The sequence below is a fragment of the Streptomyces hyderabadensis genome (genome assembly GCF_020404845.1).
GTDB lineage: Bacteria > Actinomycetota > Actinomycetes > Streptomycetales > Streptomycetaceae > Streptomyces > Streptomyces hyderabadensis.
The window spans coordinates 1-17,898 of the sequence record NZ_JAIOJZ010000024.1 but is presented as its reverse complement, the minus strand read 5'-3'; the positions used below and the strand labels follow the sequence as shown (position 1 = coordinate 17,898).

General features: G+C 74.2%; 13 protein-coding genes. 8 read left to right on the top strand and 5 right to left on the bottom strand.

All coding sequences use genetic code 11. The features are described from left to right. Positions 1–167 precede the first annotated feature (167 nt). The 4 genes from K7854_RS19730 to K7854_RS19715 all read left to right on the top strand — a co-directional run bounded on the left by K7854_RS19730 (position 168) and on the right by K7854_RS19715 (position 6,274). Positions 168–1,178 carry a hypothetical protein gene (locus K7854_RS19730; protein WP_226027862.1) on the top strand — a complete coding sequence of 337 codons (1,011 nt, stop codon included), beginning with the start codon at positions 168–170 and terminating at the stop codon, positions 1,176–1,178. 38 nt (positions 1,179–1,216) lie between these two features. Next, positions 1,217–2,731 carry an amino acid permease gene (locus K7854_RS19725; protein ID WP_226027861.1) on the top strand — a complete coding sequence of 505 codons (1,515 nt, stop codon included), beginning with the start codon at positions 1,217–1,219 and terminating at the stop codon, positions 2,729–2,731. 143 nt (positions 2,732–2,874) lie between these two features. Continuing rightward, complete coding sequence (locus K7854_RS19720) at positions 2,875–3,954, top strand: mechanosensitive ion channel family protein (RefSeq protein WP_226027860.1); 1,080 nt, start codon at positions 2,875–2,877, stop codon at positions 3,952–3,954. Positions 3,955–4,054: 100 nt separating this feature from the next. Next, positions 4,055–6,274 (top strand): NADP-dependent isocitrate dehydrogenase, encoded by a 2,220-nt coding sequence (locus K7854_RS19715; protein ID WP_226027859.1) that lies wholly within the window; start codon positions 4,055–4,057, stop codon positions 6,272–6,274. Between the two features lie 68 nt (positions 6,275–6,342). Here the strand turns inward: K7854_RS19715 and K7854_RS19710 are convergent, their stop codons facing one another. Next, positions 6,343–6,684 carry a DUF5713 family protein gene (locus K7854_RS19710; RefSeq protein ID WP_226027858.1) on the bottom strand — a complete coding sequence of 114 codons (342 nt, stop codon included), beginning with the start codon at positions 6,682–6,684 and terminating at the stop codon, positions 6,343–6,345. Positions 6,685–6,762: 78 nt separating this feature from the next. Here K7854_RS19710 and K7854_RS19705 point away from each other — a divergent pair, with 78 nt between their 5' ends. Both K7854_RS19705 and K7854_RS19700 read left to right on the top strand, forming a co-directional pair. Further along, positions 6,763–7,560: an N-formylglutamate amidohydrolase gene (locus K7854_RS19705; RefSeq protein ID WP_226027857.1), complete on the top strand. Its 798-nt coding sequence runs from the start codon at positions 6,763–6,765 to the stop codon at positions 7,558–7,560. 79 nt (positions 7,561–7,639) lie between these two features. Beyond that, a complete protein-coding gene (locus tag K7854_RS19700; RefSeq protein ID WP_226027856.1) occupies positions 7,640–8,863 on the top strand; it encodes a cytochrome P450 in 1,224 nt (407 codons plus the stop codon). Between the two features lie 28 nt (positions 8,864–8,891). Here the strand turns inward: K7854_RS19700 and K7854_RS19695 are convergent, their stop codons facing one another. Genes K7854_RS19695 through K7854_RS19685 form a run of 3 tightly spaced genes read right to left on the bottom strand, consistent with a single transcriptional unit; the run spans position 8,892 to position 11,478 of the window. Further along, positions 8,892–9,401, bottom strand: coding sequence for a hypothetical protein (locus tag K7854_RS19695; RefSeq protein ID WP_226027855.1), 510 nt, complete (start codon positions 9,399–9,401; stop codon positions 8,892–8,894). Then, positions 9,398–9,997: an RNA polymerase sigma factor gene (locus K7854_RS19690; protein ID WP_226027854.1), complete on the bottom strand. Its 600-nt coding sequence runs from the start codon at positions 9,995–9,997 to the stop codon at positions 9,398–9,400. The genes K7854_RS19695 and K7854_RS19690 overlap by 4 nt, the downstream gene beginning before the upstream one ends. Before the next feature lie 47 nt (positions 9,998–10,044). Beyond that, positions 10,045–11,478 (bottom strand): S8/S53 family peptidase, encoded by a 1,434-nt coding sequence (locus K7854_RS19685; protein ID WP_226027853.1) that lies wholly within the window; start codon positions 11,476–11,478, stop codon positions 10,045–10,047. A 204-nt stretch (positions 11,479–11,682) separates the two neighbouring features. Here K7854_RS19685 and K7854_RS19680 point away from each other — a divergent pair, with 204 nt between their 5' ends. Continuing rightward, positions 11,683–14,442, top strand: a complete 2,760-nt coding sequence (locus tag K7854_RS19680; RefSeq protein WP_226027941.1) for a CHAT domain-containing protein — start codon at positions 11,683–11,685, stop codon at positions 14,440–14,442. 512 nt (positions 14,443–14,954) lie between these two features. Here the strand turns inward: K7854_RS19680 and K7854_RS19675 are convergent. Then, positions 14,955–16,778, bottom strand: coding sequence for a LuxR family transcriptional regulator AbsR2 (locus tag K7854_RS19675; RefSeq protein WP_226027852.1), 1,824 nt, complete (start codon positions 16,776–16,778; stop codon positions 14,955–14,957). Between the two features lie 78 nt (positions 16,779–16,856). Here K7854_RS19675 and absR1 point away from each other — a divergent pair. After that, on the top strand, positions 16,857–17,898 hold a 1,042-nt coding region (gene absR1 / locus K7854_RS19670; protein ID WP_226027851.1), incomplete at its 3' end, for a beta-glucuronidase AbsR1.

Sequence of the window (17,898 nt, the reverse complement as noted above, 5' to 3'; positions counted from 1 at the left end):
CTGGTGGCAATGGTTTTGCGCCGGTGCGGCAAAAGTGAACAGAGGCGGAACCTCCGCCTCTATAGTGTGCGCCGACCGCTCGACCACCGCACCGCCGCCCCCGGGGAGGGCTGTTTGTCACGCCATGCTGCCGTACGGTCCGTTCCGCTCCTCGCAGCGGGCGTGTGATGGCCAGGGACGGAGCACAGCCCGCCTACGACCCCGCCGGTCACGACACCGCGCTGCGCTCCGCCCTGCAGGAGGTGCGGGCCGGGCGCTGGATGTCGATGCGCATCCTGCTGGAGCAGACCGGCTCCTGGTCGCAGTGGACGCGCCGCACCCAGGTGCTGGCCGCCTCCGCGGCCGGTACGGACGTGGTGCGGGCCTGGCTCGCGGAGGAGCCGCACAGCGTGGCGGCCGCGGTGATGCACGCCCGGGTGGTCGTGGAGCGCGCGCTGCGGGCCCACCGCGAGGACCATCCCCGCACCCGCGAGCTGTGGCTCCAGGCCTGGCACGCCTGCGACGCGGCGACCCGGGCCGCGCCCCACGACCCGGTGCCGTGGGTGTGCCTGCTGGCGCTGGCCCGGCTGGACGAGGGGCAGCGCTGGGAGGAGCACCGGATGGCGCCGCCGGAGCCGATGCTGCCGCCGGGGCCGTGGGGGCTGCTGGCCGAGGCCGGCAAGCGCGACCCGTACAACCGGGAGGCCCACCACCGCATGCTGCAGTTCCTGTATCCGCACGGCGGCTCCGATCGCCTGGCCCGGGCGGCCGGGTTCGCGCACTGGGCGGCCGGTTCGGCGCCGCCCGGTTCGGCACTGCACGTACTGCCGCTGTACGTGCGGGTGGAGCGCTACCGCCGTTCGGGAGCCCGGGAGGCGGCGCTGGACCTGCACTGGGTGGCGGAGGACGCCACCCGTGAGGCACGGCAGGCGTACGACTCCTGGTTCACGCTCTGCCCGCGGGACGAGCGGTCCCTGCCGGACCTGAACCACCTGGCCCACGCGCTGTGGGGCGCCCTCCGGTTCCGGGAGGCGAACCAGGTGTTCGACGCGCTCGGCCCCTACTGGACGCCGCTGCCCTGGGCCTGCCGGGCCCCGGGCGACGGTTCCGCCGGGCGGGCCGTGGAGGTGTTCCTCCAGGCCCGCACCCGCAGCCGTACGGCCGCCCGCGGCCGTGGCCACGGCCGACGGCGCTCCTGACCCCCCCCACCCCCACCCTTCCGTCCCGGAGGTCTGCCATGTCCCGCCGCTCGCAACCATCCGCCACCGACGAGGAACAGCGCCTGCGCGAACTCGGCTACCGTCCGGTGCTGGCCCGCCGCATGGGCGGCTTCGGCAACTTCGCGATCAGCTTCTCGGTGATCTCGATCCTCTCCGGCTGCATGACCCTGTACGGCTTCGGCCTGGGCACCGGCGGCCCCGCCGTGATGCTGTGGGGCTGGGCGGGCGTCGGCCTGTTCGTGCTCTGCGTCGGGATGGCGCTGGCCGAGGTGACCAGCGCGTATCCGACGTCCGGCGCGCTGTACTACATGGCGGACCGGCTCGGCGGCCGCCGCTGGGGCTGGTACACGGGCTGGCTGAACCTGCTGGGGCTGCTCGGCGCGATCGCCGGGATCGACTACGGGGCGGCGCTGTTCACCGGCGCGTTCCTGAACCTCCAGTGGGGCTTCGAGCCGACGCCGGAGAAGACGATGCTGATCTTCGTCGTGATCCTGCTGCTGCACGCCACCCTCAACCTCTTCGGCGTGCGGCTGGTCAGCGTGCTGAACTCGGTCAGCGTGTGGTGGCACCTGGCGGGTGTCGCGCTGATCGTCGGCGCGCTGGTGATCGTCCCCGACCACCACCAGTCGCCGTCCTTCGTCTTCACCGAGTTCGTCAACGACACCGGCTGGGAGAACCCGCTGTACGTGGCGGCGATCGGCCTGCTGCTCGCGCAGTACACCTTCTCCGGCTACGACGCCTCCGCCCATCTGTCCGAGGAGACCTCCAACGCCTCGGTGTCGGCGGCGCGCGGCATCGTGCGGGCCATCTGGGTGTCCTGGCTGGCGGGTTTCGTGCTGCTGGCCGGGCTGACCTTCGCCATCCAGGACTACGACGCGACCCGCGACACCGCGACCGGGGTGCCGCCCGCGCAGATCCTCCTGGACGGTCTGGGCACGGACGGGGCGAGCGCGCTGCTCCTCGTGGTGATCGTGGCGCAGTTGTTCTGCGGCAACGCCGAGGTGGCCGCCGCCAGCCGGATGGTGTTCGCGTTCAGCCGGGACGGCGCCCTGCCCGGCTCGTCGCTGTGGCGCAAGGTCTCCGCGCGCACCCAGACCCCGGTCGCGGCGGTGTGGCTGTCGGTGGCGGTGGCCTGTCTGCTGGCGCTGCCGTCCCTGTACTCGGCGACCGCGTACGGCGCGGTGACCGCCATCAACGTCATCGGCATCACCCCGGCGTACGCCATCCCGGTGCTGCTGCGGCTGCGGGCCGGCGACCGGTTCACGCCGGGGCCCTGGAACCTGGGCCGGTGGAGCAGGCCGGTCGGGTGGGTCGCGGTGGTGTGGGTGGCGTTGGTCACCGTGCTGTTCTGCCTCCCGCAGTCGTCCCCGGTGACGGTGGACACGATGAACTACGCCGTCGTCGCCCTGGTCGTCGTCCTGGTATTGGCCACGGTGTGGTGGTTCGTCGCCCGCCGTTCGTACGGCACCCCGACGACCGCGGCCTACGGCGACGACCGTGAGCAGGCGGAACTCGCCGAGGGCATCGTCTGAAACGCCCCGTTCCGCGGCTGGGCACGGTACGGAACACCGCCCGGGATACGGCAGGATGAGCCCTCGCGCCGGTCGAACTGCCTTGCGGTCCGGCCGGGTCGCGCATCCCCGACATCCCGTAGTCATTCCGTTGGAGGCGGCCGGTGACCGAGGACCTGACCATGGACCATCTGCTGCCCGCCGGCATCGCGCTGGGGGCCGGTCTGCTGGGGGCGTTCCTGCTGCGGATGCTGCTGCGCTGGCTGGCGGGCCATGCCGGGCGCACCCGTTGGGGCGGCGACGACGTGATCGTGGCCGCGCTGCGCACGGTGGCGCCGTGGGCGGCGGTCGCGGGCGGGGTGGCCGGTGCGGCGGCGGCGCTGCCGCTGACCCGGGCGGTGCAGCACGGCGTCAACCAGGTGCTGACGGTGCTGCTGATCTTCGTGGCGACGGTGACGGCGGCACGGGTGGTCGCCGGACTGGTGCGGACGGTGACGTCCTCGCGCTCCGGGGTCGCCGGTTCGGCCACGATCTTCGTCAACATCACCCGGATCCTGGTGCTGGCCATCGGTTTCCTGGTGATGCTGCAGACGCTGGGCGTCTCCATCGCGCCGATGCTCACCGCCCTGGGCGTGGGCGGTCTAGCGGTGGCGCTGGCCCTCCAGGACACGCTGGCCAACCTCTTCGCGGGCATCCACATCCTCGCCTCCAAGACCGTGCAGCCGGGCGACTACATCCAGCTGAGCAGCGGCGAGGAGGGCTACGTCGAGGACATCAACTGGCGCCAGACCACCGTGCGCGAGCTGTCCAACAACCTGGTGGTGATCCCCAACGGGCAGCTCGCCAAGTCGAACATGACCAACTTCATGCGGCCCGAGCAGCAGCTCACGGTCCTGGTCCAGGTCGGCGTCTCCTACGACAGTGACCTGGACCACGTGGAGCGGGTGACGAGCGAGGTGATCGCCGAGGTGATGACCGAGGTCAGCGGCGCGGTGCCGGACCACGAGCCGGCGATCCGCTTCCACACCTTCGGCGACTCACGGATCGGCTTCACGGTGATCCTGGGTGTGGGCGAGTTCAGCGACCAGTACCGGATCAAGCACGAGTTCATCAAGCGGCTGCACCGGCGCTACCGCGCGGAGGGCATCCGGATCCCGTCGCCCGCGCGGACGGTCGCGCTCCAGCAGGGGGCCGTGGTCCTCCCGCAGCAGCGGGCGGGCGAGGACCCCGTCCCGCTCCCCTAAACGACGTGGCCGGAATCTCCGTGCGACCCCTGTCGAGCCGGGGTCGATCACGAGATATCTTGATGTCGAGCAATGTTGCAGACGTGGAGCGGAGCACCCGGTGACTGACTCGACCATCATCTATACACACACTGACGAGGCCCCGGCCCTGGCGACGTATTCGTTCCTGCCGGTGGTCCGGGCGTACGCCTCGCAGGCGGGTGTCGCGGTCGAGACCCGCGACATCTCGCTGGCCGGCCGCATCATCGCCCTGTTCCCGGAGTACCTCACCGAGGACCAGCGCATCCCGGACGCCCTCGCGGAGCTGGGCGAGCTGGCCAAGACGCCCGCCGCCAACATCATCAAGCTGCCGAACATCTCGGCGTCCATCCCGCAGCTCAAGGCCGCCATCGCCGAGCTGCAGGGCCAGGGCTACGCCCTGCCGGCCTACCCGGACGACCCGAAGACCGACGAGGAGCGCGACGTCCGCGCCCGCTACGACAAGGTCAAGGGCTCCGCGGTCAACCCGGTGCTGCGCGAGGGCAACTCCGACCGCCGGGCCCCGGCGTCGGTGAAGAACTACGCCAAGACCCACCCGCACCGCATGGGCGCCTGGACCGGCGAGTCCAAGACCAACGTGGCGACCATGGGCGTGGACGACTTCCGTTCCACCGAGAAGTCCGTGGTGATCGCCGAGGACGGTGCGCTGCGCATCGAGCTGAAGGGCGACGACGGCACCACCACCGTGCTGCGCGAGTCGGTGCCGGTGAAGCAGGGCGAGGTCGTCGACGCCTCCGTGATGCGCGTCGCCGCGCTGCGCGAGTTCCTCACCGCGCAGGTCGCCCGCGCCAAGGCCGAGGGCATCCTCTACTCGGTGCACCTGAAGGCCACGATGATGAAGGTCTCCGACCCGATCATCTTCGGCCACGTGGTCCGCGCCTTCTTCCCGAAGACCTTCGCGCAGTACGGCGAGACCCTCGCCAAGGCCGGTCTCACCCCGAACGACGGTCTGGGCGGCATCTACAAGGGCCTGGAGTCCCTGCCCGAGGGGGCCGAGATCAAGGCGTCCTTCGACGCCGAGCTGGCCGAGGGCCCGGAGCTGGCCATGGTCGACTCCGACAAGGGCATCACCAACCTGCACGTGCCCTCGGACGTCATCATCGACGCCTCCATGCCGGCCATGATCCGCACCTCGGGTCACATGTGGGGCCCGGACGGCGGCGAGCACGACGCCCTCGCCGTGATCCCGGACTCCTCCTACGCCGGTGTGTACCAGGCCGTCATCGAGGACTGCCGTGCCAACGGCGCCTACGACCCCGCCACCATGGGTTCGGTCCCGAACGTCGGCCTCATGGCGCAGAAGGCCGAGGAGTACGGCAGCCACGACAAGACCTTCGAGATCCCGGCCACGGGTACGGTCCGCCTGGTCGACCAGGCCGGCAACGCCGTCATCGAGCAGGCCGTGTCCGCCGGTGACATCTTCCGCGCCTGCCAGACCAAGGACGCGCCGATCCGCGACTGGGTCAAGCTGGCCGTCACCCGGGCCCGCGCCACCGGCGACCCGGCCGTCTTCTGGCTGGACGAGGGCCGCGCCCACGACGCCAACCTGATCGCCAAGGTGAAGCAGTACCTGCCGGAGCACGACACCGAGGGCCTGGACATCAGGATCCTGTCCCCGGTCGAGGCGACGAAGCTGTCGGTGGAGCGCATCCGCCGCGGCGAGAACACCATCTCGGTGACCGGCAACGTCCTGCGCGACTACCTCACCGACCTGTTCCCGATTCTGGAGCTGGGCACCAGCGCCAAGATGCTCTCGGTCGTCCCGCTGATGGCGGGCGGCGGCCTCTTCGAGACCGGGGCCGGCGGCTCGGCCCCGAAGCACGTGCAGCAGCTGGTCAAGGAGGACTACCTGCGCTGGGACTCGCTCGGCGAGTTCTTCGCCCTGGTGCCGTCCCTGGAGCAGTACGCCGAGGCCACCGGCAACACCCGCGCCAAGGTCCTCGCCGACACCCTCGACCGCGCCACGGCGACCTTCCTCAACGAGGACAAGTCCCCGACCCGTCGCGTCGGCGGCATCGACAACCGCGGCAGCCACTTCTACCTGTCCCTGTACTGGGCGCAGGAGCTGGCGAAGCAGACCGACGACGCGGACCTGGCCAAGGCCTTCGCCCCGCTCGCCGAGACGCTCACCGCGAACGAGCAGAAGATCGTCGACGAGCTGAACGCCGTCCAGGGCAAGCCCGCCGAGATCGGCGGCTACTACCAGCCCGACCCGGCCAAGGCCGCCGCGGTCATGCGCCCGTCGGCCACCTGGAACGAGGCACTGGCGTCCCTCGCCTGATCCTCCCCGGGCCCGCAGGGACCCCCGGCACCCCGTCTCCGTCCCCTCGGAGGCGGGGTGCCGCCGCTTCACCACTCCCGTGGCGCGATCAGCTCCTCCGGGTCCGCGTCCGCGAAGCCGTAGGCCTGGGCCACGAACCAGAATTCCTCGCCGATCTCCTCTCGGGCCGTGGTCTCGATCTCGCTGCCCGCCTCCTCGAAGGCCGCCTCCAGGGCGTTGAACTCCTCGGTGGCCGCGTGGGTCAGGGCGTAGAGCGCCGTCAGGTCGCCCGGACGGGCCGCCTCCACGCGGGCGCACAGCCGGAGCAGGATGTCGCGGCCCCGGTCCACCACCCGGTCCGGGAAGTAGTCGTCCTCGTACAGTCCCGCCAGAAACCGGTGTGCGGCCACCCGCTGGTTGCTGATCGGCATGAAGCCCCCGTCCTTGCTGCCCGGTACCGTCCCCGTGATCCTGCCGCACCCCACTGACAACGCCTCCGGAGCCGCCCCGTGACCGACGCCCCGCCCGTCTTCGAGCTGCTGCCGGGTGCCCCGCACTCCCCCGTGCTGCTGCACGTGCCGCACTCCTCCCGGGAGATCCCGGCCGACGTCCGGAGGGGCATCGTCCTGTCCGACGCCGAGCTGGAGCGGGAGCTGGACCACATGACCGACGCGCACACGGCGGAGATCGCCGGGCGGGCCGCCGGGCTGGCCGGTCTCACGCCCTGGCGGTTCGTGAACCGCACCTCGCGGCTGGTGGTCGACCCGGAGCGGTTCCCGGACGAGCGGGAGGAGATGGCCGCCGTCGGGATGGGCGCCGTGTACACGCGGACCTCGCACCGCGAGGTGCTGCGCCCGGCCGGCACGGACCCCGGACCGCTGGTCGAGCGGTACTTCCGCCCCTACGCGCGGGCCATGACCGAGGCGGTCGCCGACCGGCTCGCGGCCACCGGGCGGGCCGTGATCCTCGATGTGCACTCGTACCCGTCCCGGCCCCTCCCCTACGAACTGCACGGCGCGGGCCCGCGCCCGCCCGTGTGCCTGGGCACGGACGCCTTCCACACGTCGCCCGGGCTGCTCGCCGCGGCCCGGGAGGCGTTCGCCCCGTGCGGGGAGACCGGCCTGGACAGCCCGTTCGGCGGGACGTACGTGCCGCTGGACTTCTACCGGACGCGGGCCGAGGTGGGCGCGCTGATGGTGGAGATCCGCCGGGACACCTACATGACGGAGCCGGGCGGTCCGGCCGGGCCGGGGCTGTCCCGCCTCGCCGGGTCGCTCGCGGCCCTCGTGGACGCCGTGTCGGGCTGACGGCCGCCCGCGGACAGCCGACCACCGGCTGGAGCACTCCCGCGCGACAGCCGCACGGGTGCGCGGCGAGGGTGGGGGGATGACGCAGGAGACCACCACGCTCACCGGCCAGTCGCCGCCCCCCGTGCGGGACTGGCCCGCCCTCGACCTGGACGGCCCGGAGTTCGACCCGGTCCTCGCCGAGCTGATGCGCGAGGGGCCGCTGACCCGCGTCCGGCTCCCGCACGGCGAGGGCTGGGCCTGGCTGGCCACGCGGTACGACGACGTGAAGGCGATCACCAACGATCCGCGCTTCGGACGGGCCGAGGTGACACGGCGTCAGGTCACGCGCCTGGCCCCGCACTTCAAGCCGCGCCCCGGGTCGCTGGCCTTCGCCGACCAGCCCGACCACAACCGGCTGCGGCGCGCGGTCGCCGGCGCGTTCACCGTGGGCGCGACGAAGCGGCTGCGTCCCCGGGCACAGGAAATCCTGGACGGGCTGGTGGACGGCGTACTGGCCGAGGGACCGCCCGCCGACCTGGTCGAGCGGGTGCTGGAGCCGTTCCCGATCGCCGTCGTCAGCGAGGTGATGGGCGTACCGGCCGCCGACCGGGAGCGCGTGCACTCCTGGACCCGGCAGATCATCTCCACCTCCGGCGGCGCCGAGGCCGCCGAGCGGGCCAAGCAGGGCCTGTACGGGTGGATCACCGAGACCGTCCGCGCCCGGGCCGGCAGCGCGGACGGCGACGTGTACTCGATGCTCGGCGCCGCCGTGGGCCGCGGCGAGGTGGGCGAGACGGAGGCCGTCGGGCTCGCGGGGCCGCTGCAGATCGGCGGCGAGGCCGTCACGCACAACGTCGGCCAGATGCTGTACCTGCTGCTCACCCGTCCCGAGCTGATGGCGCGGATGCGCGAGCGGCCCGAGGCGCGCGGCACGGCGCTGGACGAGCTGCTGCGCTGGATCTCGCACCGCACCTCGGTGGGCCTGGCCCGCATCGCCCTGGAGGACGTCGAGGTGCACGGGGTGCGCATCGCCGCCGGTGACCCCGTGTACGTCTCGTACCTGGCCGCCAACCGCGACCCGGACGTCTTCCCCGACCCGGACCGCATCGACCTGGACCGCGACCCCAACCCGCACCTGGCGTACGGCAACGGGCACCACTTCTGCACGGGCGCCGTGCTCGCCCGGATGCAGACCGAGCTGCTGGTCGACACGCTGCTGGAGCGGCTGCCGGGGCTGCGGCTGGCGGTCCCGGCGGACCAGGTGGCCTGGCGCCGCAAGACCATGATCAGGGGCCCGCGCACACTGCCCTGCGCCTGGTAGGCCCCACGCACCTGGCGGGCGGCTCGGGTCAGGCCCGCAGCCACTCCGTCACGACCACCTCCCGGCCGGTCCGCAGCCGCAGCGCGAAGGGACCGGCGGGCGGGGCCGCGCCGGTGAAGCGGCCCATGTCGTCGGCCGTGAGCCGGGCGTGCGCCCGCGGGCCGCTCAGCACCTCGATCCCGGCCGGGCCCGGCGGCAGCAGCTGCCCGATCAGGCCGTCCGCGGTCACCTCGACGTCGACGGTCACCCCGTCCGACTCGAAGGTCAGCATGCGCGGCGGATCCGTCTCGCCCCTGACGGGGATGGCGTCCACCAGCGAGTCGAAGGTCAGCTCGGCGACGCGGACGTCCAGGTCGCGCAGGGCGAAGGCGTCCACGGCGATCCGCCGCAGCTCGGCCGGGACCGGGTCCAGGATCGTGGCGGCCTGCCGCAGCTCCTCCTCCAGGAGACCGTCGTACAGCTCCCCGTCGCGCTCGCCGTGCTCCTCGCGCTCTTCGTACTCGTCGCGCTCGTCGCGTCCGTCGTTGCGATCGTTCATCTCGTCCCCCGTGCCTCCAGCCGGGCCCGCAGCCGGCGCAGACAGCGCTGGCGCATCGGCCCGATGCTGCCCACCGCCATACCCAGCGCGGCGGACACCTCCTGATAACTGGGCGGCGGCGAGGAGATCAGCACCCGCAGCAACTGGCGGCACCGCTCGCCCAGTTCCTCGAACTCCTGCCACAGCAGCCGGACGCGCTCGGTCTGCGCGGCGGCCTCCTCGGAGTCGAGCACCGACTCCTCCGGCGTACGGTCCTCGCTCGGCCGGTCGAGCAACTGCGGATCGTCGGTCGGCGTCCACCGCCTGGAGGCCTTGAGCAGCTTCAGGCACTCGTGTCGTGCCGTGCTCGCCAGCCAGGAACCGGACTTCTCCGGTTCCCGGATCCGTCCCAGGTGCTGGGCGAAGCGGAACCACGCGGTCTGGTACACCTCGTGCGCGTCGGCGTCGGACAGCCCGTGCGACCTGGCCACGGACCACACGAGCGGGCCGAGTCCGTCCACCAGTGACTTCCAGGCCGCCGCGTCCCCGTCGGCCGCCGACTGGACGAGCGCCCCGACATCTGCACGGTCCACGGTCCCACCCCTCGTGTACGACATGCCATCGTACGCCGTGGAGTGGCAGGTTCCGACCGCCAGCAGCCCGTTCACGAGCCGCCTGCCGAGGGTTCGACGGCGACCGGGCGCCAGGTGGGCGGGAGCAGCGCGGGCACGTGCGCCCCGCGCACCTCCGCGTACTCGGTGTTGGCCGCGAGCAGTTGCCGCCCGGCCGCGCGCGGGTCGGTCTCCTTGTGCGCCGTCATGCGGGAGGCGACCAGCCCCGCGACCACGGGGGTGGCGAAGGAGGTGCCGCTCCACTGCGCGTGCCCCTCGAACATCACCTGGTCCGGCTTGGCCGGTGCCTCGCCCGGCTCGCTGAGCACCCCGTTGTGCCGGGGGTGCTGGCAGGTGCAGGCGTAGCCGAAGCCGAACCGGCAGGCGTCGTAGGTGGAGTGCTGGTAGACGTACGGCACGGGTGTCCGGAAGCCGGTGAGGGCACTGGTGAGCCGCTCACCGGGGGCGTAGGCCCGCACCCAGCCGCCGTGGTTGCTGAAGCAGGCGCCGAACTCGCCGTCCGAGCGCAGCGCCCCGATCGACAGCACCGAGTCCTCCCAGCCGGGCAGGGTGGCGTAGGCGGCGGGCCAGAAGGGCGTCGCGCTGGCGTTGTTGCCCGCGGCCGCTACCAACAGGGTGCGCTGACCGCGGAGTTCCTCCATGAAGGCGTGCACGCCGAGCAGGCCGTCGGTGCGGCCGTTGGAGGTGCCGGCGGAGAGGCTGAGGATCTCGGGCCAGCCGCCGCGGTCGACGGCCTCGAAGAGCTTCTCGCCCAGCTCGGACTCCAGGATCGCGCCCGCGTCGTTGAGGGTGTTGCGGACGGTCACGTCGGTGTTGGGCGCGACCGCGGCCACCAGCCCGGCGATGAAGGTGCCGTGCCCGACGTACTGGCACAGGACGCCGTCGTCGTCGCACTCCCGGATCTGGGCGTCGCCCTCGGTGTGGGCCAGCAGCGGGTAGGAGCGGTAGTCGTGCATGAGGCCGGTGTCGATGACGAGGACGCCGACGGCGCTCTCGGCGTCGTACGGCGTCCCGTCGGGGCCCGGGTTGGGCGGCTCGCTCAGCGGGACGGGGACGGGCTCGTCGCCGGGGCAGGCGTTGACGGCGATGGAGACGACGTGGTTGCGGCTGATCAGCCGGCGGCCCGCACGGCCCTCCATCGTCCTCAGGGAGCGCAGGGCGTGGGCGACGGTGGGGTCGCCGCCGCCGTCGCCCTCGCCCGGGTCGGCGACCCGGATGCGGGTGATGCCGGTGCGGTTGGTCTCGGGACTCGCCCGGCGCACGTGGTCCGGCGTCAGCCCGGCCATGGTGGTGAAGTGGTCCCGCACGGTGTCCTCGACGAGGCGGGCCTCCTCGCCGTCGCGGGCGAGGACGACGCCCTTCTCGTAGAGGAACTCGGCGGAGTCGTCCGGGCCCATCGCCAGCGGGACGTCCGGCATCGAGCGCTGGATCTGGTCGAACTGCTCGCGGAATCGCTGTGGTGCCATGCTGGTCCTCCACTGGGTCGGTGGCGGTGACGACGTTCGGGCCGCGGTCGTGACCGCGAACATGACCACGGTGGTGGCGGCGGTCGTCAATCAGAGTCCGCGGGCGGCCGATTGATACAGACTCGAACCTGTGTGGCGTGGTTCCGGAGCACTACCATCCGTGGGGTGACAGCGCGCGACGACTCGGTTCTCGAACTGCTGCCGATGGTGTTCGCCGCCCCGGGCGAGGCGCTGGCGCGGGCGGAGGAGGTTCTCGGCACCGATCCCTCGCCGCTGCACGCCTCGGTCGCCCATCAGGTGATCGGCATCTGGCAGCGGGACTTCGGGGACACCCGGCGGGCCCTGGCCCATCTGCGGCGCGCCCGCGACCTCGCCGCCCGTGCGGAGTCGGCCGAACGGGAGGCGGACGTCCTGGCCACGCTCGGGGTCGCGCTGGTGCACGCCGGGCGTACCCGGGCCGGGCTGGCCGCGTTCGAGCGGGGCGTGGCGCGCGGGAGCGGTCACACGCGCGCGCGGGTGCTGTACCGGCGGGCGTACGTGTGGTGGGTGCTCGGCCGGCACGGCGAGGCGCTGGAGGACGTACGGCGGGCGATCCCGGTGCTGCGGCAGGTGGAGGACGTGATCTGGACGGCGCGGGCGCTGACGCTGCGGGCGACCGTGCACCTGGCGCTGGGCTCGGTGGAGCGGGCGGACGCCGACTTCACCGCGGCGGAGGCGCTGTGGGACACCACGGGCCAGGAGCACGACAAGGCCGACGCGGTGGAGAGCCGGGGCCTCGCGGCGTTCCGGTCGGGGGATGTGCCGGCGGCGCTGCGGCTGCTGGACGAGGCGGCGGAGCGGTACGCGAAGCTGGGCACGCCGACGTTCATGCTCACCATCCGGCGCTGCGAGGTGCTGATGGCGGCGGGGCTCGCCACCGAGGCGCTGGCGGAGGCGGACGGGGCGGTCGCGGCGCTGGACGGGATCGGCGGTCAGTCCACCCGCAAGGCGGAGTTGCTGCTGGTGGCCGCGCGGGCGGCCCGGCTGGCGGGCGAGCCGCAGACCGCGCTGGCGCGGGCGGCCGTCGCGGTACGGCTGTTCGCCGGGCAGCGGCGCACCTGGTACGAGACGCACGCCCGGCTGGTGCTGATCGAGGCGCGGGTCGCCACGGGGCGCGGGTCGGGCCGGCTGGTCGCGGACGCGGCGGCGGTGGCGGAGCGGCTGGCGGCCTTCGGGGCGCCGGCCGCGCCGGAGGCCTCGCTGCTCGCGGGCCGGATCGCGCTGGACCTCGGCTGGACGGCGGACGCGGAGCGGCACTTGGCGGTGGCCGCGCGCAGCCGGCACGGCGGGCCGCCGCTGGCCCGGATGACGGGCTGGGCGGCGCAGGCGCTGCGGGCGCGGGCGGCGGGGTCGCCGCGGGGCGTGCTGGAGGCCTGCCGGCGCGGTCTGGACGTCCTGGACGACCACCGGATGACGCTGGGCGCCTCGGAGCTGCGGGCCCGGGCCACCGCGCAGGGCGCGGAGCTGGCGGCGCTGGCGCAGCGGGCGTCGCTGGTCTCGGGCGGGCCGCGGCGGCTGCTGGGGTGGAGCGAGCGCTGGCGGGCGACGGTGCTGTCGGCCCCGCCGACCCGGCCGCCGGCCGATCCGGTGCTGCAGACCGCCATGACGGCGTTCCGGGAACTCGCCGCCCGCGCGGAGGAGGCGCGCACGGACGGCGGGCGGCCCGCGCCCGCCCTGGAACGCGAACAGCGGCGCCTGGAGCGGGAGATCCGCTCCCGCACCCTGCACATGCGGGGCGAGGCGCCCGGCGACGGCGACCGGTTCGACGTGGGACGGCTGCTGCGGCGGCTGGGTGACGAGGTGCGGCTGGTGGAGCTGGCCGTGCTCGACGGGCGCGTGCACGTGCTGCTGTGCGGGCGCGGGCGGGTACGGCGGTTCGAGGCCGGGCTGCTGGCCGAGGCGGAGGTGGAGGCCGAGCACGTGCAGGCCGGGCTCAGGCGGCTGGCCCACCCGGGTGCCGAGGCGCGGCTGCCCCTGGTGGAGGCGGCGGGGGCGCGCCTCCAGCGACTGCTCCTGGGGCCCGCGGCGGCACATCTCGGCTCCGGCCCGGTCGTCGTGGTCCCGCCGGGCCGGCTGCACCGGGTGCCGTGGGCCCTGCTGCCCGCCCTGCGGGACCGGGTGCTCAGTGTGTCGCCGTCGGCGAGCAGCTGGCTGCGGGCCAGGGACACCGCTCCCCCGCCCGGCGGCCGCCAGGTCCTGGTCCGCGGCCCCGGCCTGGCCAGCGGCGGCGCCGAGGTCCCCGGACTCTCCGAGCGGTACGCCGGACGGCGGACGCCGGGCGACGCACCGGCCGGCAAGGAGCACCGGGACCCGTCCGGAGCGCGGGAGCGCGGGGAGGCCGTCGCGGCGGGTGGCGGGGAGTCCCCTCACCGCGAACGCGACGGTACGGGACGGCGTGGCAGCACCCGGCAGGGGCATGCGCACGTGCCCGGCGCTGCCGCCGTACGCGGTGCGACCGTGGTGCTGGAGGGCGCGGACGCGCGGGTGCCGAGGGTCCTGCGCGAGCTGGACGGGGCCGCCCTGGCGCACATCGCGGCGCACGGGACCTTCCGCGCGGACAGCCCGTTGTTCTCGTCGCTGCGGATGGCGGACGGGCCGCTCATCGTGCACGACTTCGAGCGGCTGGACCGCAGCCCGTACCGGATCATCCTGCCCTGCTGCGACACCGCGCGCTTCGCGTCGGTCGGCGCCGACGAGCTGCTGGGCCTGGTCACCGCGCTGCTGCCGCTGGGCACGGCCGGGGTGGTGGCGTGCACCGCGCCGGTCAACGACGCCGCGGTGGTGCCGCTGATGCTCGCGCTGCACAAGGGCCTGGACGCGGGCCTGTCCCTGGCGGAGGCCCTGCGCGACGCCCGCGCCGCCCTCCCCGGCGACGCGGTGCACCAGGCGACGGGTTGGGCCTTCTCCGCCTTCGGAGCAGCCTGAACCCACGCCCGCCACCGAGCGTCCCGCCCCGGACGCACTCCACCCCGGCCGGGGTCCGCCGCGGGCGGGCTCCACCCGGGCGGGGTCCGGACCGAACGGCTCCGCGCCAGGCGGACCCCGGGCCAGGTGGCCTCGCGCCGAGCCGGATCCAGACCGAGCGGGCCCCGACCTCCCCGAATCGCGCCAGACAGGCTCCGCGCCAGGCAGGCCCCGGACCAGATGGCCTCGCGCCGAGCCGGATCCAGACCGAGCGGGGCCCGGCCCCCGAATCGCGCCAGACAGGCTCTGGGCCAAGTGGCCTCGCGCCGAGCGGGATCGGGCCGCCCAGGCTCCGGACCGGTCGGGCTCCTAGCCACTCAGGCCCCGGGCCGGGCGGGCTCCCGAGCCACCCAGGGCCCGGGCCGGGCGGGCCCCAGGTCGCCCAGGGCCGGGGCCGGGTGGGCTTCAGGTCACACGGTTCAGGGCCGCCCGGGCCTCGGGGCGGGCGGGGTGCGGGGCACCTGCGGCTTGGGTCAGGCGGGTTGGGGTTCGGGGAGTTTCATGAGCCAGGGCAGGGCGGTGCGGTCGCCGGCGCCGAGGCGGGTGTAGGCGCCGTAGAGGTGGTTGCCGACGGTGCGTACGGACAGGGTCAGCCGCTCCGCGATCTGCCGGTTGCTCAGGCCCGCGGCGGCGAGGGTGACGATCTGCCGCTGCCGGGCGGTCAGTTCGCCCAGCACCAGGCCGGACAGCGCGGGGGTGCGGGCGCCCTGGCAGCGCCGGGCGAGGGCGGCGGCACGGGTCCGGGCGGTGCGGGCGGCCCGCGGGTCGCGGTGGGCGGACACCGCCTGCGCGCTCGCCTCGGCCGCGAACAGCAGGAATCCGCGCCGTTCCAGCTCCTCGGCGACCCGGTCGAGCGCGGGTCCGTCCTCCCGCCCGAGGGCGTCGGCGTGGGCGGCGAAGACGCCGGTCAGGCGGCCCGCCGCCCGCTCGGGCGCGCCGAGCCGCACGGCGTCGTACGGGTCGCCTCGGCCGGCCGTACGGACCGCCTCGTCGAGGTCGCCGTGCGCGGCGGCGGCCCAGGTGGCGGCGGCCGCCCCCGGGACGCCGCCCGTTCCGGCGCCGGACTGCGCGGTGGCCAGGGCGAGTTCGGTGAGGCAGTCCGGGTCGTCCGGACCGGTCCGCAGGCCCTCGCGGGCCCAGGCCGCGGCGTCGTGCAGCCGTCCGCGCAGCCGAGCGAACCGGGCCCGCAGCGCCGCGTACCGGGGCGGCAGTGGTGCCTCCTCGGCGACCAGCCAGTCCCCCACCGGGGCGTCGAGCGGCCGTACGTCGGCCTGTTCGATGCGCAGGGCGAGCGCGGCCCGCTCCGCCTCCAGGGCGGGGCCGGTCCGGTCCGGGGTGCGGGCGGCCAGGCGCCGGGCCCGCAACCGGCCCGCGGCGGCGCGCAGCACCGGGCCGTGCAGGGGGTGCGCGAGCCGGGTGGCGCCGCGGTCGTCGACGGTGACCAGGCCCTCGGTCTCCAGGTTCTCCAGGATCCGTACGTCGAGATCGTCCAGGTCCAGGTCCAGCGCCAAGGGCTCGGCGAAGGCGAGGCGTTCGAGCGTCTCCCGCTCCTCGGCGCGGGTGCGGTCGAGGACGTGGGCGGCGCGCTCGCGGACCGCCGGGGTGATCGGCACCGGGCCCCGCCACGCCCGCTGGTCCGTGTCCGGCACCGGCACGAGCCGGCCGCCCTCGCGCACGGCGGTCAGCAGTTCGCGCAGCAGCCGCAGGTCCCCCCGGGCCAGCCGGTGCAGCCGGTCGACGGTGAGCGGCTCCAGGACGGTGTCCGTCCCGGCCGTGAGGAGTTCGGCGGTCTCGTCGCGGGGCAGCGGTTCCAGGGCGAGGCGCGGCAGCAGCTCGCCGGACCACAGCCGGGACACCGCGCCGGGTACGGGGGCGCCGTCGGCGGCGACGACCAGCAGTCGGGTGCGGCCGTGCAGGGCGAGTTGGTGCACGAGGGCGGCCGAGGCCCCGTCGAGCAGGTGCGCGTCGTCGACGAGCAGCAGCCGCGCGTCGGACAGCAGTTGTACCGCGCGGTGCAGGGTGACCCGCTCGGGCAGCAGGTGGGCGAAGGCGGCGAAGGGGATGTCCCGGGTCTCGGGCGTCCCGGCGGCGCGCAGGCAGTCGGTGCCGCGCACGGCCTCCGTCACCAGCCGGGTCTTGCCCGCGCCCGCCGGGCCCGTCACCACGAGGCCGCCCCGCCCGGACGCCACGGATCTGCGCACCAGCTCCAGTTCGTCCGCCCGGCCGGTGAACGGCCAAGGGGTCTCCAGCGTCCTCGCGTCCCGCAGTGAAGTCGTCACGGCAACATGAGTCGGCATACTCACCCCTGATACAGGGTGACTTGAGTACCCCCCGACTCAGGCGCGGGGGCCGGGCCGGACGGCACCCTGATGACCATGACCGCACGCTACTGCTCGCTCGCGCGGCAGCCTTCCCCCGTGCTCACGCCGGGGCTGGCCGCCGAGCGCGTCGCCGCGCTCGTCGGCGGGCAGCGGATGTGGGTCAACGGGACCGTCCTGCACTACTGCTTCCTCGGTGGCGACACCGACGCCTCGGTGGTGCCGATGCCGGGCACCGGGCGGCCCCGGCGCGGGTCCTGGGTGGGCACCGAGGAGCAGCGGGACGTGGTGCGCGACTGCTTCCGGGAGTGGCGGGACCTCGGTGTCGGGCTCGGCCTCGTGGAGGTCCGCGACCGGTCGGAGGCGGAGCTGCGCATCGGCTTCGAGCCCGGTGACGGTTCCTGGTCCGCGGTGGGCAAGGACGCGCTGCGGGTCGGTCTCAACGACCGCACGATGAACTTCGGCTGGGACCTGACCGCACCCGGTGAGCGCGCCACCGCCCTGCACCAGATCGGGCACGCGCTCGGCATGCTGCACGAGCACCAGAGCCCGTTCGCGGGCATCCTCTGGGACGACGAGGCCGTCTACGCCGAGCTGGCGGGCCCGCCCAACCACTGGAGCCGGGAGCGGACCTTCGACAACATCCTGCGCCGGCTCGACGGCGACGAGGCCAACGGCCCGGTCTGGGACCCGCAGTCGATCATGGAGTACCCGTTCCCCTCGGGGCTGATCCTGGAACCGGAGCACTACCGCTCCGGTCTGCACCCGCCCGGTACCCTCTCCGCCGCCGACAAGGAGTTCGCCCTGCGCTGGTACCCGCCCACCGGCCGGCCGGGTCCGCTGGTGCCGTTCCGTTCGGTGCCCCTGGGGCTCGGGCCCGGCGAACAGGCCGACTTCCGGGTGGACCCGCCGGAGACCCGCGAGTACACCGTGGGCACCTTCGGTGACAGCGACGCCGTCGTCGTCGTCTTCGAGGAGCGGGACGGCGTGCCCCGCTACTTCGCCGGACAGGACGACGGGGGAACCCCCCGCAACGCCACGATCAGGGCCCGTTTCGTCAAGGGCCGCCGCTATGTCGTCCGGGTGCGCCTGTACTCCT

What these genes read in the sequence shown, in the direction of transcription:
- K7854_RS19730 (WP_226027862.1), top strand. Translation starts at nt 168, where the DNA reads ATGGCCAGGGACGGAGCACAGCCCGCCTACGACCCCGCCGGTCACGAC.
- K7854_RS19725 (WP_226027861.1), top strand. Translation starts at nt 1,217, where the DNA reads ATGTCCCGCCGCTCGCAACCATCCGCCACCGACGAGGAACAGCGCCTG.
- K7854_RS19710 (WP_226027858.1), bottom strand. Translation starts at nt 6,684, where the DNA reads ATGCCGATCAGCAACCAGCGGGTGGCCGCACACCGGTTTCTGGCGGGA.
- K7854_RS19700 (WP_226027856.1), top strand. Translation starts at nt 7,640, where the DNA reads ATGACGCAGGAGACCACCACGCTCACCGGCCAGTCGCCGCCCCCCGTG.
- K7854_RS19695 (WP_226027855.1), bottom strand. Translation starts at nt 9,401, where the DNA reads ATGAACGATCGCAACGACGGACGCGACGAGCGCGACGAGTACGAAGAG.
- K7854_RS19690 (WP_226027854.1), bottom strand. Translation starts at nt 9,997, where the DNA reads ATGTCGTACACGAGGGGTGGGACCGTGGACCGTGCAGATGTCGGGGCG.
- K7854_RS19685 (WP_226027853.1), bottom strand. Translation starts at nt 11,478, where the DNA reads ATGGCACCACAGCGATTCCGCGAGCAGTTCGACCAGATCCAGCGCTCG.
- K7854_RS19680 (WP_226027941.1), top strand. Translation starts at nt 11,683, where the DNA reads ATGGTGTTCGCCGCCCCGGGCGAGGCGCTGGCGCGGGCGGAGGAGGTT.
- K7854_RS19675 (WP_226027852.1), bottom strand. Translation starts at nt 16,778, where the DNA reads ATGCCGACTCATGTTGCCGTGACGACTTCACTGCGGGACGCGAGGACG.